Raw genomic sequence first — 18024 nt, forward strand, 5'->3', positions numbered from 1 at the left:
CTGCATTAGCGATGATCCAAAGCTTAATCGATGAACGGTGTTGTTGCCAAATGATATGCCATAACCATAAAACGATCCCCCCTCATATACCACTTCTAAATCTGCTAATAAATCTGCTCCCGCTATTGCATCCGAGGTAAAAGCCGATATACTTGCGCGATCTGTCTTCACACTTGTACCCAGGTTTAAAACAGTGTAAGTGTCCGTGGCAATGTTGGAGGCAATCAGATAATGTACTCCCTCTGCTTCTACATAACCCAAGCCACGTGGTGCACTAATTGAGCCTATCCCTCCTAAATCTTCAATAGCCGGCGCACTGGAAAGGTCCAAACCGAAGGTTAACCGGAATAATTTATTGTTACCCGAGCTCAATAAAAAGCCTACCCATTCATCCGACTCCCGCAGCAAGACAAAACCGTCAGCTTTATTGAGGCCACTGATAGGGATACTGGAAACAGTCGGTGATGGATTATCAAGTGATACGCCGAATGAAATACGTACTAATGAGTTTTGATTCCTGGAGGTAACAAATCCGTACCACTCCCCCGCATCTTCAACTATCTTTATTCGCTGAGGATTGTTAACACCATTGAGACTCATTAATGTTGATACTGTTGGAGTAGAGGCTAAGTCCCCGAAACAAAAATCCCATTCATAACTAACCGCATTTACCGACTCATTCGATAGTGAAAGACTTTCTTCTAAGCACAATGAAGGCTGGACAGAAAAATCAGCCTGAGGCTGACCTATAGCAGGGTAAATCAGCCCTGTTACCACCAAAAAACTTGCTACATAATTCATCCCCTCATGGTAAAACATACATGAATAAACAAAAATTCACTTTCCATTATTGCTTATTTAGACAAACCATACATTTATCTAATTAAAGATCGGCTAACTTAAGTTGAGCTCCTACCTTTTCGAGTAAAAGTCCAATTTTGTAAACAACCTTCTTTAGAAACGAAGGGCGATTTTGACTCCTAAGAATCTTGAAATCTACTATTCTATTCCATCTACTCTGAGGAAACATTTTCTCCTGAAAATTTTTGACAGATTTGTAATCATGGGAGTCTATTTTTTCCTTGACGTACTTAACTAAATCTGAATTTGAATAATTTTTAGATTTTTCAGGGAGCCAATCAATGTTTATTACTGATTTTGAAATTCGATAGATTTCACCTGCGTCAACTGTTATTTCATTTTCATAAATTGAGCCAGCCATTTCGCCTAAAAGGGCAACCACAAAGTCGAAATCTTTAGCTGTATTATCAGCCCAAAACCTTCTTAGTTCCTTGCGATGAGTTCTGTGCTTCTTAGCCTGAAGAAAACATTTTTTGTAAATATCTAGATAATGCTGCTCGAAATCATGAATACCAACCAGCGCATCACACTGCATGCGAGGATATCCATCAAGCGCCATTTGATTCATCATATCTGTTTCAGGACGCAAGCTATCCGGAATCTTATTCAACGCTAGATGACACAATTCAACCCGATACAAATGATTTCCAGCTGGTCTTAATATCCCGAAAAATTTGTCCAGAATTAATCCTTGGATTTCGAACACATTTTCATGCATTAAGCAAGCATTTTCAAATAACTTTTTAATGCCCTCCTTGCTAACTAACACATCAGCATCAATACATAAAAGCCATTTTTTCTTACTTTCTATTCCTTTCTTTAAACCCTCTTTAACTGTCTCAGCAAATGGCACTAACCCTATTTCAATAATATTACTTGAGGAAAAGATATCCTCTAAAAGTATCCTTGAAGCTTTCTTGGTTCGTTCATTTAATGCTCTGTGAACGACCAAAACATCTTCTCTAAGCGTTTTCTCTACGGATTCATCTGAAAGCATCCATGATTTGTTTAAAACGATCTTTAACACTTGGGTTAGTTCTTTCATTCTTAATTGCATGGCAACCTACGAAATTTTCAAATCCATCCCCCGTACTGGTCGGGTCTTCATATGAAAAATGAGGCGGTATTTTTTTACTCCACTCTTTTATATTTTTCGTTCCTATTGCGAATAAATAAACTGAAGCATTAGGTTCTGAATTAAAACTCAGATAGAGCAAATTCATGCCTTGTTCTTCAAACATTTTCTTGATTGTTAAAGGCGTGAATCGCCAGTAATCACCATAATCCGCATGCATTTGCTGTAGAAATGGAACTACTATAATTACTATGTCGTTACTCAACTTGCATAAGTTAGCAAACGCTATATGAACTTCATAAATGTGTTCTAAAACTGTATGATTAAACACGACATCATATTTTTCAATCAGACCCTGATCCAATTTTTTTGTGAGATCTAAGAATATCTCTCCTTTTTCACCCTGAAATCCTCTAGCCTCAGATTTATAGTTGGAAATAGCATATGATGAAGCATTTTTGAAATAATTCTTGTAATGTTCCCCCTCCTTATCTTCATCTTTCCACCCACTCACATTGATGACATTTCCTCTGAAAAGATGCGCAAACTTCTTGAGTTCTTGATTTGACCAAACCCTAGGAAGTCGGAACTTACGATCAATCCCCTTTTTATATTCCATTTCTCTCAGGCTTACTTAGAAGAATACAATAACCACTTATAGTCCTATCTTCAGACCAGTACTTATTCCTATCTCTTACACTTCGGATAACAGACGGAATATGGTGAATCCATTCTATTTCCAGGTCTGGAAATAGTACGGCAATTGAATCATCTGTAAAGCGCCAATAATCACTATATCTTCCTTCAGGATCTTTATGTATCGGATAAAAAAAAGGCAGTGTTAGATAAAGTCTACCACCAGTCTTTAACATGGCGCTCAAATTATCGGCGACCAAAAACGGGTTTTTAACGTGCTCAAGCACGCTCATACAAAGCACCAAATCAAATTTGAATTGCAACTTCACATCACTTAAATCCAATTGAAAATGATATGGCTCGTCTGAGGAATAGTTAATGTCTAATGTGTGATATTGCCCATCAGAAAAATAGTCTTCATATCTTTTTCCTTCCTTATCTTTCTCAAGAGGATGTGATCCTACATTCAGACATTTCCCATTAAAATCATTCGTAATTTCCTTGAGGTACTTGTTCTGATATTTCCTAAATACACTTACAGCAAAATCACCTGAAACACGTATTCTGGAAGAGTTTCTAAAAATCTTAAACATATGTTAATTATACCATCTTCTAAGCCAATATTCTAATACAACCACCGACCAATAAGCCTTAGCTCCAAACTTCTCCATATTACTAAAATAATTCGGATTCAAAATACCTAAGCCTCGAACTACCCCACTAAGCACGTCATTTTTAAATCTTTTGTTTTCAAAGATCCTCAATAATGGATTACTAAATCCGCGTTTTGGCAATTCAAGAAATTGATTGTTTATTCTAGATTTTAAATATTCATTTAGTAAAAACTTTTTTACCTCCGGTTTAAAGTAAACTTTTTCATTAAATGACAAAACCAATTCAACCAAATTGTGATCTAAAAAAGGCACCCTTACTTCCAATGAATTTGCCATACTGGAGCGGTCAGCCCTTGTGAGGCAAGCTTCTAGAAGGAATGTATCAAAATCAATTAGCTGGAAATTTTTAACAAGACTATCTTTATTAAGATTTGCTTTTTCGTAAACCCAGGTAGTTCTGTAATTAGCATCTTGGTATTCCTTTGAAAGGAATTGATTTAAAGTGAAATTTGAGCTAGGAGGCATGTAACTCACCTTTTGATCATAACTCTTTACCAGATAACTGAAATACAATTTGGAAAAGAGGCTATGAATGATTCTTTTAATGGGAGAAGAGTTTTGATGTTCTGATAACAGCTTTGCATGCCATTTATATCCACCCAGAACCTCATCCCCACCGTCTCCTGCCAAAACAACCTTACAATGCTTTGAAGCAAGATTAGAAACTTGATAATAGGGAAGTTCTCCTGTGGTACAGTAAGGTTCATCGTAATAGTACGCTAGCTGAGATATGTGCCCTAAATTAGCATCGGTCAACACTCTTTCATAATGAGTAGTGCCAAGTTCTTTACTGATAGCACGTGCATCCATATGCTCAGACCTATTCCAACCCTCAAAGCCAATGCTGTAAGAAGCTAAAGGTCGGTTTGATTCAAGTACAGCTGTTGAAATAGCTGTCGAATCATAGCCACCGCTCAAGAAAATGCCGACCGGTACATCGCTTTCCAAGTGACTTAAAACGGATTTATTGAACTGTGTCTCAAAAAGTGATACTGCCTCCCTTTCATCAATTATGGCATTTCCAGTTCTAAGCCGATAATAACGCTTTTTCGAAAGTTTAAGATTTGAGTCGACTTCTATATAATAACCCGGATCAAGCTTGTGAACTTCATTCCAAATTGTAGCAGGACCAGGAATATAACCATATGTGAAGTAATCGCTTATGACACCTTTATTTAGTGTAAATCCCTGATTTTCGAGTCCTTTTATTTCTGATGAAAAGCCAAAATGGCTTGCTTGATGTGTGTAATAGAGTGGCTTTATTCCAAATCGATCTCTAGCGCAATAGAGTGTTTTACTTTGATCATCCCAGATTGCGAACGCAAACATTCCATTAATCCGATTTAAAAGTTCTTTTATGCCCCACTGCTCATAACCATGTACTAGTACTTCCGTATCTGAATGAGAGCGAAAAGTGTGGCCACAATTAATTAACTCCTCACGCAGTTTCCGAAAATTATATATTTCACCGTTAAATGTAATCCACACAGTTGAATCTTCATTGCACATTGGCTGCTTACCATCATCCGTAAGATCTATAATTGCAAGCCTCCTATGCCCCAAAGCAACTCTTCCGTCATTTAACACTTCTGTACCAAATCCATCTGGCCCGCGATGTGTCATGGCATCTCTGCATTCATCAAAAGCGGTCACATCAATTTGCTCACCAAGATTAAGCTCACCTAAAATCCCGCACATTTGATTGAAAATTCATTAACCAACTATTTCCCATTTACACCGGTTACTTGCAAAGTAACCATGCTGTTTTGTGTTTAAAGTAATACCTGTGCCATATATATCCGTTTCTTGAACATTTAAGCTGGCCGCCCCCAATACATAATCGAGCACCTGTTTTGATTGAGCCGCCCACAGGTTAATCTCATACTTATGTGGTAAAAGTCTTAAATCTTCCAATTCTATTGTAATCTTTCCTTTTCCAGCAGTTACACTTAATGGCGCTCCTTGACTAGAATTATCGACTACCATCAAGCGATCTTCAAAGGAGGCACAAATTGTCATCGCCACATGTAAGTTTCTTATGTCCAATCTTGCATTAAAAAAAATAGTGACTGTTAGAGGTTTGCCAGTAAGGACTGGGTTTCCTTCGTTAAATTCAACTTTCTCAAATTTGAAATCAACTCCTCCTTTTCTATCACTTCTATTAACTAAATCAATATTATCAATAGTTGCAAGGTTTCGATAATAAGCGATGGTATCCTTGACATTGGATTGAAATTTAACTTGCCCACCACTGAGCAGCAGCCCATTCTTACACAATCCCTCGACCGCCCCCATATTATGGCTGACAAAGAGCACGGTTCTTCCAGCACCAGCAACATCTTCCATCTTACCTAGGCATTTTCGTTGGAACTCAGCATCCCCCACAGCCAAAACTTCATCTATCACAAGAATTTCCGGTTCCAGATGAGCTGCAACGCTAAAAGCTAATCTTACCTGCATACCCGAAGAGTAAAATTTAACCGGTGTATCTATATGTTTTTCTACCCCTGAAAATGCAACGATCTCATCAAATTTTTTATCAATCTCCCACTTTCTCATTCCCAGAATAGTACCATTCATGTAGATATTATCTCTACCCGTTAGCTCAGGATGAAAGCCAGTGCCTACTTCTAATAGTGATGACACCTTCCCCCGGATAGTGATTCTTCCTTCGGTTGGCTCGGTTATGCGACTTAATATTTTAAGAAGTGTACTCTTTCCTGCACCATTATGACCTATGATACCTAAAACTTCACCTTGATTTACTTCAAAATTTATGTCTTTAAGTGCCCAAAATACCGAAGCATCATCTTCCTTACTAAATTTTGTTAGGCTTTTAATTTTCTTGAAATTATTGATAGGGTACATAAGTGCATCCTTAATCCTTTCAGAAAAAGTATCAACCTTTTTCTTTCCCTCACCTAATCGGTATTTCTTTGAAATCCCCTCAACTCTTATAATTGGATCGCTCATAAGTTATGTAAGGTCTGCAAACTTTCTTTCCATTTTTTGAAAGTAGAAAGCACCAAATAAAAATAAAATTAAAGCTACAATAGCGGATATACTTATTAGTGGCCATGGCATCTCCTTAGTGCCTAGGAATGCTGATCGCATACCTTCAATAACTCCAACCATGGGATTAAGTGCATAAACATACAAATACTCTTTCGGTATAATTTCTATAGAATAAACCACTGGAGCCCCATACATAAGAACCCTGACTAAAAAGGACATTGCATATTGTACATCTCTATACTGCACAGCAAGTGAGGACAGAATCATCCCAGTCCCTAGAGATGTCATAACCAGAATTATTAAGAGCAATGGAAAAACTAAGACTTCAATTCCCGGTGCAAATTGATAGTAGATAAAAAAACCCAACATTACAACAAACCCAATTGCAAAATCCAGCAGTTTAGAAAAGACTGATGATAACGGAAGTATTAAGCGTGGGAAATAAACCTTGCTAATAAGATTTTTATTTTGAATTAGGCTGGTCGAGCTTTCCGTTAAAATATTCGAAAAATAATTCCAGGGAACCATTGCCACAAAACTAAATAGGATGTAAGGAACCCCATCACTTGATAATGCAGCTAAATTCCCAAAAACAACTGTGAAAATCAGCGTTTGAGTAAGGGGTTGCAAAATAGCCCACCCCACTCCTAGAACTGACTGTGCATATTTTGCTTTTATGCTACGAATGGTTAGAAAGTAAAGCAAATCCCGATACCGAACGCTTTCACGTATACTAATTAGTTTCCAACCTTTATCAGGCTCTATAACAATTACATCACTCATGATTTCATTCGTTTATCAAGCTCCCGTTTCAATGAATCTATACAAGAATACTTGGTATATTTATCTTTCACCAATTTATAGCCATTCTTGCCCATTAACCGGGCTTTTGTTTTATTCTCAAATAGGTTATTCAAATACCGCCCAGCCTTCTGAGTATCATGCTCGTCTACCAAAAATCCATTTTCTCCATGTACGATAATATCTGAATTGCCACCATGCCTTGTTGCAATGACAGGGAGACCAGACCCCATTGCCTCCAAAATAACATTCGGCAAACCTTCTTGATCACCATTGCTAGCTGTGACCGAATGATTTATCAGGCAAAAGCTTTCTTGCATTAAAGCCCTTACTTCGGTCGGGGTAGCGACCCCATAAAAATTTACACAGCTCTCGATTCCAAGATTGAAAACCAACTCTTTACATTCTTGAAGCATTACCCCATCACCCACCATCAAAAGTTTTATGTTACTGCTGTTCTTTAAGGATTCATTAAATGCTCTAATTACTAAGGTTGGTCCTTTTTTTTCAACAAACCTCCCGACAAACAAGACTGCATTCGATTTGACACTAAAGACATTATCATTGAAAATATTGACATCATATCCGCTTGGAATAATAACTACATTATCTAAATGGCAACCAATTTTCTCAAGTTTAGCTAACATAGAATTTGACTTAACAACAATTAATTTAGCATACTTACTCAATTCAATGTACCTCTTCAAATACAAGCTGACATACCGATCAATCGATAAGTCAAACCCTCTAAACTCGACTGCTAATGGTATTCCATATTTTTTGGCAAAAGGCAAGATTTCTGCTCCAATTGTTCCAAATTCGGCCAATAAAATATCAATTCTATTTCTCCTCAATTTGTAGAGCATTAACTTCTCCTTAAAATACCTATAACCCTTTTTGAGTGGATTACTTACTCCGTACAGAGGGTATTCAGATGAGAAAGTTGAGATCGTTGCTAGGTGATTAATATGGCTTTCTAAAAATGTCCCTGAATACGCTATGTTATTAGGCAACACAAGTGCTATTCTATAATTTCTCTTCATCAAATTATTCCATCAATCTGACATATAATTTAAGGCTAACTCATCACCTATCTCTAATCATTCTCCGAAACCCACGTAACCAGAAGGGCTGGATACTCTTTCCGTTACAAACTAATGGGATTTTACCTCCATAGAAAAAGCATTGCGGTTGAAGTAACCTCAAGTGAGCGTTAATAAATGTTTCGGATATGGCTGGTTTAGCGGGAGCTACTATTGCCAGTCTTAATTTTTTCCTTTTCATCATAGATTACAATACCAAGAACTATGAAATTAAATGTTTATCCAAAAGTGCGCTCATATTCTTCACTTGGCTCTTTCTCGAATACTTAAGGATTTCTTCTTCATCACCTGAATAACGAAAGTTGCCGTTTGCTTTCCATTGTGAATATGCCAATTGCAGGCACATGTATACTCGTTCCGGTGTGTTCGCTATGAAACCACTTTTTGTCTCTTTTATCAATTTAGAAACAACACTTGAATCATCCGGCACCAGTAATATTGGCCGCCGTGAAGCTAAATAATCAAATATTTTACCCGAATACCATCCCTCTATTTCTGAATGTCCTAAAAACAACAACAATTGAGAGGATGACATCATACGCAAAATAATCTTCTTATCTACTCGGTGAGTAACGTCACAATAATCCGCATTAAGATAGCGCCTTATCCGCTTTACAGGTGCATGCATAAATCCAAAACGATCTCCTTCAATACCACTGGAACGATCCCCGCCGATGAACTTAACTTTGAAGTTTATCGGCTTGCATGTCTCGATAAATTGTTTCACGCCTGCTAGAAAGATGTTTATCTTTTGATGTTCGTATAAAGAGCCGGCATGTAAAACAACAAATTCATCATGTAGTTCCGAAGGCTGCAGCGTGAATGACTCTTCTTCAAAACCATTGGTAATTAGATACCCCTTCACGGGCGTCAATCGTTCCAAGCGTGCTTTCCATGGCTCACTGGTAATGGTGAAAAACAAAGCCTTCGACAGCCATTTCTTCCAATAATATCCATCGAGCAGGTCTTGAAACCTTTCTGTAATATTAGGATGGTAGTTACGAGCCATTATTCTATTACTCCATAGGTCTCTAAAATCCAATACATAAGGTATTTGAAAACGCATATGAAGCTGATAACAAAGCTTTAAATGGTGATGTGGCGAAAAAATTCCTATCATTAGATCATATTGCCGAATATCCAATAGATTGACACAATACGCTTTCATGTTATAATAACTATCAATTGAGTCAGAACTTGCGTCTAAATAACCCATGGCCCAACGGGCCAAAATAGAGATTTTATTAATTATTGGGATTCGCTCAAATAATCGGACTATATTCCCAAATAATGAGGGTTCATTTGGTATTCTAATGATGCGTCCATACTCATAATCTTCAAAAGTCACTTCCTTTTGGGCTTTCATTCCTCCATAGTGGGTAAGTACAGTAGGTTCGTATCCAAAAGTTTTAAAATGCTTTAAATATGCCATTGTGCGATAGGAGGCAATCACATCTGCAGGTAATGTAAAGCATGATATTATGAGTATTTTTTTCATTTATTTCAGTAAACGTTTAACTTCCTTGGTTATTTTTAATCTTAATCAAACTTTACCAAGCTTTTGGTTAAAACATTCTGATAATCTTTAACCCAGTCATTCCATGCATCAAATCCAGATTGTCTGATGGGGTCGTATTTTTCAGGGTCTTTTTGAATCGCACTTACTATTTCGAGAAGGTTTTCAAACCCAGGATCTGTGTAAATCACATTCTTGCCATTTTCAAATGGAAATCTGATTTTTACGTGTGACAAATCCTGACAAATCAGCAACCGTTTTAAACTAAGAGCTTCACCATGCCTGAAACAAAGTTCGCCAAAACCGGTAGGAGACAGGGAAACCCAATAGTTCAATTGCTCCAATAAATACAAAATTCGATTTTTCTTTTCCATGATCAAGTCGTTCGATTGCAGGAATGTGACAATCTCATTGTATTTAGATTCATCCAGTTCCATGTCCCTCCAATTAGGGGTTCCTGCAATCCTTCGCAGGACCCGGAATACGCCATACTTACCCGCGATATTATTCTCTGTAAGAAGCCTCAATAACTCATATCGCTGATAATGCCCTAAATCTCCCAAAAAGTGAAGTAACTCATTAGGTTTAAGATTGACAAGCATTTTTTTTCTCAACAGATCGAATAAGGACTCCACTGTAAAACGAAAGGAATTCTTCAGGATGGCATTATTGGTTTTTATCCATCGCAATTTATTCCTCACACCAGGTAAGATTCCCAAGAAACAAGGGTATGCGAGATGGACTTTATTTAATTGCGTTGGTGAATAAGTATACGACTTAGGTGTGATTTTCTGTGTCCAATTAACTCCTGGGTAGTCGCATCCAACCTTCCAATTGTATAAATCCATGTCACGATAAACACCATTTGTCTTAAGTACTTTATCAACCAACTCAACCGTTTGTGGCTCTACACTTAAATCAAATGAATCCCATCCATCAATCAATATAACCTGATTACAATATTTTCTAATCATATCAACCACGGCCTGCTCATTTTTAGTTGAGGTTTTTAATATATATCTAAATGAGTGAGACGCGATGTAAACGATATCTACCTGGTCCGCAGGCTCTAGATGATAGGGGTTTAAATCCTGGCCTGGTGCTTTTAGCGTGTCAAAAAACTTTAAATATTTAAAGGACAGCTGTTCGCAAACAAGCGCTGTATCGTAGGCCCAATAACCTTGCCTATGCACAAGCAAGGCTGCTGATTTTTTATTTATTTTCTTCATAACGGCTTATACCATCTGCACTACACGGGAAGATTCGCCCGACACCTAATTAGAAACGGAGTATAACTCAACTAACAACTTATCAATTTTTTCTTTCGACCGGTATTCAAGTCCTATCGACCGAATTCTACTTACTTGCTTTTCCTTATCCTCTTCCAGTAATGAATTAATTTTCTCATAGAAATTCGAATTAAGGTCAACGTTGAAATCAGACGTCACAACGCCAATATTTTTTTCCATCGCATACACATCATCTTCTGCTACACCTTCCGTGGTGATATATGGAAGCCCCACCATCAGGTATTCTGCAACTTTGGTAGGTGATCGATATTTCTGATTTGGACTTGGAGGCACTCCACTGATTCCAAAATCTGAAGCATTCATACATGCAATTAGATCCTTTTGGCTCAAATTTCCGGTAATTTTAAATACGACTTCTGGCAGGTACTTAGAAAATAGCTCGTTCATCTCTAAATGATCGTTGGAGGTCACAATCAAAAACCTGGCATTCTTCACATGAGCATGCATATTTTGGCACAACCTTGGAATACCCTCCACGTAATAGAGTCCTCCAAACTTGCCCACGTAGATAAAGACGTGATCATCGTCGCTATATCCTAATGCCTTCCTTGCATCTGTTCTACTTAACAGATCTGGCTTAAAAATTTCAGGATCTACTGCTGTAGGTGCCCTGTAAAGTTCTGCTTTCGATCCTCTTCGCTTTAGCTCATCTACCATCCATTGTGTTCCGGTCATTACAACATCTGCATGCATGCCGGCTTTCCACTCTAAACTATTCAGCAACCTATACTTCAAATCAGAAGTTGACCAATATCCCAAATCCACCATAAATTCACTATGAGGTTCATAGGAATAAATCATGAGCTTCATACGCATCAGTTTGCTAAAAACATAACCAAAGCTTGCTGAGACATTTGCAAAGCAAAAAATAATCTGAGTCTGATGACGGACTCGAATCCAAAGTACTTTCAAGAAGCTAATGGAAAAATCCCAGGCTTTTTTTAGCAGTAATAGCTTTCCAGAGTGAAAAGTTAACGGCCTCCAATAGATGTGATGAGATTCAAGCTCTGACTTTATACGTGCTCTTTCTTTTGGGGAAAGCTGATATTTTTTTTGTTCAAATGTGATCAAATAGAACCGCCCAACATTGTGCCTTGCTGTCAAGGTTTTAAGATAGCTCAGCATCAAATTTTGAAATAGAGGGTCGTTAAAGCTATTGTAAATAAATACCAGGGTGTTTTTTGCCATTACATCCAGTATTTAAATAAACACCTAACTGCACTTTTGGCATCTCGACCATCAAATAAATGAGATAGGGTCATAATCCGTGTTATCCGATAGGCTAAATAAATGCGTTGGAACTTAGAGCCAATGCGAAATTTTCTAATTCTCTTGAGCAACTTATTATACCCATCCTCCAGGCCTTTCAAATTCTTCATGGAATTTGAACCTGTCTGCCTATACCACAATACCTCATCTGTGACGAAACCATATTTCCCATTGTGCTGATTGCAAATGGTTATATAAAAATAAAGGTCTTCTGCATGGGTCATTTCTTCATCAAACTGATATTGAATACCACTCCTCTTTTTTATCATCCATGTATTACCAAAGAGACATTGACGATCAAGCGCTAGTAATCTATCCAGTGGTTGCCCACTAAAGGAGGGCACATATTTCTTTCCTGTAGCTATAAGTTGATCATCAACATAAGAAACAACTCCATCAACAAAACTTAGCGATTCATCTTTCTGAAATTTTTCTAGCCGACGGCTAATAGCTGTAGGAGGCAAAATATCATCTGCATCTAAAAAACAGAAATAATCCCCATTCATTTGATTCAACCCCACATTTCTTGCTGATCCAACACCATTGTTTTTTTGATTAAAAACACGTATTCGTTGATCCGTGAACGATTGAGCAATATCTAAGGATAAATCAGTACTTCCATCATCAATTAGTAATAGTTCCCAATGCTCATAGGTTTGATTTATCACCGAACTAATGGTTTCAGCTAAATACTTTTCGCCATTGTAGATTGGCGTGATGATGGTCACTAGTGGTTTCAATGCTGAAATATGATTTGTTCAATCTGGTTAAGCTTTTCTTCATAAGTATGCTTCAGCGCAAAAGCCTTTCTTTCTTGACGTCTTTCAACCTGCTGATGTATTTTCAAATTTTCAGAGACACTGGAAAGAAGATTAACCCATTCAGCATTCATTTTGACCATATTCAACACGCCTTTTCCTGCATACTCTGCCGTAAATGTGGCTACTACAGGATTACCCGAATATAGGTACTCCAGGATTTTATGTGAATTTGTTTGATCGATATGATGCTTTTGCTGGTAGGCAACCAATAAAAGATCTGCTTTTTTTAGATAACTGTGAATTTCTTCGCTTTTTACCGGTGGCAAAAAATAGACATTTTCTTTATCTAAAATCTTCTTTTTCCAAGTATGAGTAGCGTTATAACCATCAAAAATTTCTTTCCCCGAACCAACAAAAATAAAGTCGATAGATGGGTGCTCCTCTGCCGCATGATGGAGTATTTCCCAGTCTAAATGTTTCATGGCTAAGTTGCCTGTATACATTGCCTTAATCTCACCATTACCAGGCAAGGATACTTCCACTTCAACATGAGCCACATTTAGCCCATGGGTTACCTTGTAGGTATTTGGATTGAATTCTGATAGGACATTGACAATTTCATTCGTTACGCCAAAGCAGAAATCAGCAGATTTAGCAGCTCGTGAGGTCTGAAAGTTTTGATTTAAATCGACAATATGTGAAATACGAACTGAAACCGGTAACGCATCAAAATCAAAGAAAACCGAATTATCAAAAGACCATACTACATCGATCGGCACACCCGCAAGTTTTCTCAATTTATTGAAGACCCGTAATTGTTGATGCTTTCTGATCAAAGATGGAAATAAGTGAAGCCCTTTGATAAAACCGGGATAATCCAATACATCCAAGTTTTCATAATCCGTTTTGCTTATTGCGTATCCACTTGAAGATGGGGGATTTAAAAATAGCACCTTGTATCCCTTTTTGGCCAGATTAATAGCATAGTGATGCTTGGATACAAACAAATGACTCCAGGGCTCAGGCGAAATAATAAGAAATGTTCTTGCAGATCCCTGCATGCTACTATTTATAAAGATACTTATTAAGTCGACCCTCTACTTGATCGACCTCATCAGGCGTCATTTCATCTTTCCACCTTCCTTGATTTGATAATGATAAATCAAGGCGCAATTTGTCACTTTCATCCTCTACTCCTATAAAATCAAATATCTCTTTTAGAGTATCATTGGGGCTGTTAACCATGTCTTCGAGCCAGATTTCTTTGACAGACGATTTTGATATTTTGTTTCTTGACCTTTCCCACTTATCAAAGTATCCCTTCATCCAGCTGATTAAGTAATCCAAGTTTTTTGCACCCCAATCCTTTCCTTTGTATGAAGATATGACATCTCGAATATCCCTTTTCATATGTATAAATTTTGCCTCAGGAAAAACCGACAATAATTCTTCTGTATGAAGCACATTAAAAGGAGTGTGCTCTACCCAAATTTCTTTGTTGTTGCTTTGAAGCACTGGGGAGATAAGTGAATCAATATACGAACGCACTGAGGATACAACTTCTTCCTTAGGTATGGGTTCAGTTACGTAGACCTTTGGATTACTAACAAAACTTTCCGTTCCATACCACACTCCTTGATAACTTCCTTTTGATAGACGGTTTATGAACTTATCAGTTTGCTGTACAAACTCATTTGGTTGTATTGCAGAATGAAAAGGAACTTGTCGGTATCTCTGATAAGAGCAACCTAGCTTGGATAAAACTTTATTGATAATCCTATACCTAAGTCCAATTGGCCTGCTTAGTTCTAACGTCATTTGCCGAAATCTAGATAAAGCCTTTGATGCAGTGTAAGGACTCCAATTATTTTCCCATGTTCGAATTAATGTCAGAAGCCCATCCGGATCTATTAATAACCTGGTCTCAAAATCAAATGCCATCATCCTGGAATGGCCGGACAACACCTTTGCAAGCACTGTTGTACCTGACCTACCTGTCCCTCCTATGAAAACTATTCGCATAATTACTGATTTAGTAAGCGCTCATAAATTTGACACAGTTTATTCATTTCTTTTTGCCGGTTCCCTTTTTCAAGTATGATAGATTTCGTGTTTGGTTTTTCAGTTAAGCGTAATTTTTCTTCCATAAGCCCGCTCAACTCGGAAGGATCCCATGATTCAAGTTTTGTTATCTCACCAAATATATCAGCGTCATATTCTAGAGGCCCTAAAATTAAAGGAGTATTAAAATACATCGCCTCCATGGCCGATACAGGACTACCATCTGAAATCGGGTTCATCACACACAAACTTGCCTGCCTATAAAGGTCGAACAATTCCTTTTCCTGAACCCTATCCAAAAAAAGAAAATCTACATCAAGGGATTTCTCTATAAGTCCAGAAATCCTTTCTACATAATCTGATTGTTTCGAATCCTTATCAAGGAAGACCATCGTGTAAGAAGACTTGGTGGAATCACTTAATAATCCTATTGCCGCAATTGAAAACTCGTGATTATAGATAGGCTTCATGAGCCTCGGGAATAATATAAAGGGTTTATCTATTGAAAGTCTCTCCACTGATTTACTAATGGCCTCTACATGCACCCCCGTTCTAACTACCCGAAAATCAGAAAAAATTCCCAAGCTTTTAATTGAGTCTATCTGTCTCTGCGAAGTACTTGTAATGGTAGAAAAGCTACGAAGTGATTTTTTATACAGAAACTGAATAATCTTTTGCAGCAAGTCTGTTTTTTCAAAATGTTTAGGAATAGCCTTGAGGACATCTGTCCCTCTGGTGGTCAGGATCATAGGAACCTTGTAAAAGGTACGACCCATCGCCCAAAGTGCATTAGGTTCAGCATAAATGATGTGAAAAATATCAATCTTATTCTTCCTGAGCAATTGATATATTCGAATAAGGCCACCAATAGGTTGCCAAAACCTAATGATCGAAAAATCCGGTAGCGCCCCCAAGTAGATGATATTCCCCAAGCTATCCACATTAAAATCAGCATGAATCTTACGGCTTATACAAAAACAGCGATACCGAGGATCATTAGCAATAAACTGCATCCAGTTTCTATCATGCACTGATTTCGGATTAGCAAAGAATAGAATATTCACAATAAACTATTTTAATCAAGAAATTTTCTACACCAAATTTCGAAACATATAAGGGACCAAATGTTAGTTCCATGATTGGCTTTCTGAGATATATGTTCCTCAAGTAACTGAGTAACAAAATTGTAATTGAAAAAGCCTCTTTCAATAAATCTAGAAGTTTTTAAGTACTCATCAATTAAGGACTGATATTCATTCCTCAACCATTGTCCCAAAGGAATTCCAAAACCCATCTTCGGACGAGAGGCAACGTCTGGGGCAATGTACTTTTCTGCCAATCGCTTAAGTAAGTATTTGCTCTGGCCATTTTTAAATAAGATCTTAGTAGGAAGGTTAAGTGCAAAATCCATCAAATGCTTATCTAAAAACGGAGATCGCACTTCCAACGAATTTTTCATGGATGCTCTATCTACCTTAACGAGGTAATCATTCAAAAGCCGTGTTTTGAGTGAGGCTCTCATGAGCCGATTGACTGGATCATGAAAATCTACTTCACTTTCCCATATTTCACGTAAATACTTAGCTGTAAAGTCAGTGCTTTCACAAAGTAGGTCCGCCCTATTTTGATCACAAAATCCGATATCTCTAAGCAAACGTTTTTCACCCGGCCACTGAAGATAAGCGTTCAATGAACCATAATTATCTTTTTTAGGATTAATTCGAGATAATATCTTATCTATGGGTGTGATGATGGCTTTCGCCAAAGGACTTTTATAATCCAGAGCAAACTTATTGGCCTTACTTGCTAAAACGTATTGATCATACCCTCCAAAACCCTCATCACCGCCATCACCCGATAAAGCTACCTTTACGTGCTTACCAATTGCTTTGCTGATCATATAGGTTGGGATCGCCGATGAATCCGCAAAAGGCTCACCGAAATACTCAATTAGATCTACTACGTCTTCAACTGCAATTGGATTCAGTATAATATTTTCATGGTTCGTATGATACCTGTCAGCCACTACCTGCGCATTTGGGATCTCGTTGTAGGCTTCTACCTCAAAACCAACCGTATAAGTATTAATTGGCTTTGAAGATTGTGAAGCATAAATAGCTGATATAAGACCTGAATCAATACCTCCACTCAAGAAACAACCAATATCCACATCTGCTATGGATCGTTTCATGATAGCCTTAGTTAATAGGTCCTCTGTTAACTCAACTACCTCAGTCTCATCAACATTACTATAGGCATTAGAAAACTTCGGATTGTAATATTGAAATTCTTTTAGTCCTGAATGAGTCGTATTTAAAACATAATAATGACCTGGCTTGACCTGAAAGACCTTTTCCCAAATCGTGTAGGGTTGCGGACAAGTAATCTCTGCCAGATAGTAGTCTAACGCATGATGGTTGAAGTTCAATTTATTCTTTGCTACTCCCCAGATTGAACGGATGTCCGACGCAAAAAGAAACTCTGATTGATCATGATAGTAATACAGGGGCTTTTTCCCAAATGGATCCCTTGCTATAAAGCATTGCTCTCGTAATTTGTCATACAAAGCAAATGCAAACATTCCGTCCAGTTTGGCTAATAACTTGTCAATACCCCAATGGCGATACCCCAGTATAAGTACTTCGGTATCTGAACTAGATTTAAACGAAGCACCATCTTCAATAAGTTCTTTTCTAAGTAATTGGTAATTATAGATTTCTCCGTTGAAAACCAGCACAACGTCAAGGTAGGACATGGGCTGATGGCCTAATTCACTTAAATCAATGATACTAAGTCTTGTATGACCTAAGCCGATATTTTTCTCAGTATAATATCCTGTAATGTCTGGACCCCTTTCTTGTAAATAAGAAGTCATTTGACACAACAAATCACCATCGACAGCTTGGCCTTTAAAGTCTATTTTACCAGCTACTCCACACATA

At 37.6% G+C, this 18024-nt stretch carries 16 protein-coding genes; all 16 read right to left on the reverse strand.

Going from position 1 to position 18024, the window contains the following annotated elements; translation table 11 throughout:
- Nucleotides 1–801: hypothetical protein (locus C7460_RS23740; RefSeq protein ID WP_170147964.1), on the reverse strand; the 801-nt coding region annotated here is incomplete at its 3' end.
- Between the two features lie 82 nt (nucleotides 802–883).
- Nucleotides 884–1906 carry a hypothetical protein gene (locus tag C7460_RS10590; RefSeq protein WP_170147965.1) on the reverse strand — a complete coding sequence of 341 codons (1023 nt, stop codon included), beginning with the start codon at nucleotides 1904–1906 and terminating at the stop codon, nucleotides 884–886.
- Complete coding sequence (locus C7460_RS10595) at nucleotides 1845–2555, reverse strand: hypothetical protein (RefSeq protein WP_115868074.1); 711 nt, start codon at nucleotides 2553–2555, stop codon at nucleotides 1845–1847. The genes C7460_RS10590 and C7460_RS10595 overlap by 62 nt, the downstream gene beginning before the upstream one ends.
- On the reverse strand, nucleotides 2545–3165 hold the full coding sequence (locus C7460_RS10600; protein ID WP_115868075.1) for a class I SAM-dependent methyltransferase: 621 nt from the start codon (nucleotides 3163–3165) through the stop codon (nucleotides 2545–2547). The genes C7460_RS10595 and C7460_RS10600 overlap by 11 nt, the downstream gene beginning before the upstream one ends.
- 3 nt (nucleotides 3166–3168) lie before the next feature.
- Nucleotides 3169–4944 carry an asparagine synthase (glutamine-hydrolyzing) gene (asnB, locus tag C7460_RS10605; RefSeq protein ID WP_115868076.1) on the reverse strand — a complete coding sequence of 592 codons (1776 nt, stop codon included), beginning with the start codon at nucleotides 4942–4944 and terminating at the stop codon, nucleotides 3169–3171.
- A 15-nt stretch (nucleotides 4945–4959) separates the two neighbouring features.
- Nucleotides 4960–6219, reverse strand: a complete 1260-nt coding sequence (locus tag C7460_RS10610; RefSeq protein ID WP_115868077.1) for an ABC transporter ATP-binding protein — start codon at nucleotides 6217–6219, stop codon at nucleotides 4960–4962.
- A 3-nt stretch (nucleotides 6220–6222) separates the two neighbouring features.
- Entirely contained in the window at nucleotides 6223–7044 is an 822-nt protein-coding gene (locus C7460_RS10615; RefSeq protein WP_115868078.1) for an ABC transporter permease, read from the reverse strand.
- A complete protein-coding gene (locus C7460_RS10620; RefSeq protein ID WP_115868079.1) occupies nucleotides 7041–8105 on the reverse strand; it encodes a glycosyltransferase family 4 protein in 1065 nt (354 codons plus the stop codon). Before C7460_RS10620 ends, C7460_RS10615 begins: the two co-directional genes overlap by 4 nt.
- A gap of 262 nt (nucleotides 8106–8367) precedes the next feature.
- A complete protein-coding gene (locus C7460_RS10625; protein WP_147302911.1) occupies nucleotides 8368–9663 on the reverse strand; it encodes a glycosyltransferase family protein in 1296 nt (431 codons plus the stop codon).
- A gap of 41 nt (nucleotides 9664–9704) precedes the next feature.
- Nucleotides 9705–10910 carry a hypothetical protein gene (locus C7460_RS10630; protein WP_115868081.1) on the reverse strand — a complete coding sequence of 402 codons (1206 nt, stop codon included), beginning with the start codon at nucleotides 10908–10910 and terminating at the stop codon, nucleotides 9705–9707.
- A 45-nt stretch (nucleotides 10911–10955) separates the two neighbouring features.
- A complete protein-coding gene (locus C7460_RS10635) occupies nucleotides 10956–12179 on the reverse strand; it encodes a glycosyltransferase (protein WP_115868082.1) in 1224 nt (407 codons plus the stop codon).
- On the reverse strand, nucleotides 12179–13000 hold the full coding sequence (locus tag C7460_RS10640) for a glycosyltransferase family 2 protein (protein WP_170147966.1): 822 nt from the start codon (nucleotides 12998–13000) through the stop codon (nucleotides 12179–12181). Before C7460_RS10640 ends, C7460_RS10635 begins: the two co-directional genes overlap by 1 nt.
- The gene (locus C7460_RS10645) at nucleotides 12997–14082 is read right to left on the reverse strand and encodes a glycosyltransferase (RefSeq protein WP_115868084.1); all 1086 of its coding nucleotides are present in this window, start codon (nucleotides 14080–14082) and stop codon (nucleotides 12997–12999) included. Before C7460_RS10645 ends, C7460_RS10640 begins: the two co-directional genes overlap by 4 nt.
- A gap of 4 nt (nucleotides 14083–14086) precedes the next feature.
- Nucleotides 14087–15043, reverse strand: coding sequence for a sulfotransferase family protein (locus tag C7460_RS10650; protein ID WP_115868085.1), 957 nt, complete (start codon nucleotides 15041–15043; stop codon nucleotides 14087–14089).
- Nucleotides 15044–15045: 2 nt separating this feature from the next.
- Nucleotides 15046–16146: a glycosyltransferase gene (locus tag C7460_RS10655; protein WP_147302912.1), complete on the reverse strand. Its 1101-nt coding sequence runs from the start codon at nucleotides 16144–16146 to the stop codon at nucleotides 15046–15048.
- Between the two features lie 11 nt (nucleotides 16147–16157).
- On the reverse strand, nucleotides 16158–18023 hold the full coding sequence (gene asnB, locus C7460_RS10660) for an asparagine synthase (glutamine-hydrolyzing) (RefSeq protein WP_115868087.1): 1866 nt from the start codon (nucleotides 18021–18023) through the stop codon (nucleotides 16158–16160).
- Nucleotide 18024 lies beyond the last annotated feature (1 nt).

The sequence above is a fragment of the Marinoscillum furvescens DSM 4134 genome (assembly GCF_003386095.1).
Taxonomy (GTDB): domain Bacteria; phylum Bacteroidota; class Bacteroidia; order Cytophagales; family Cyclobacteriaceae; genus Marinoscillum; species Marinoscillum furvescens.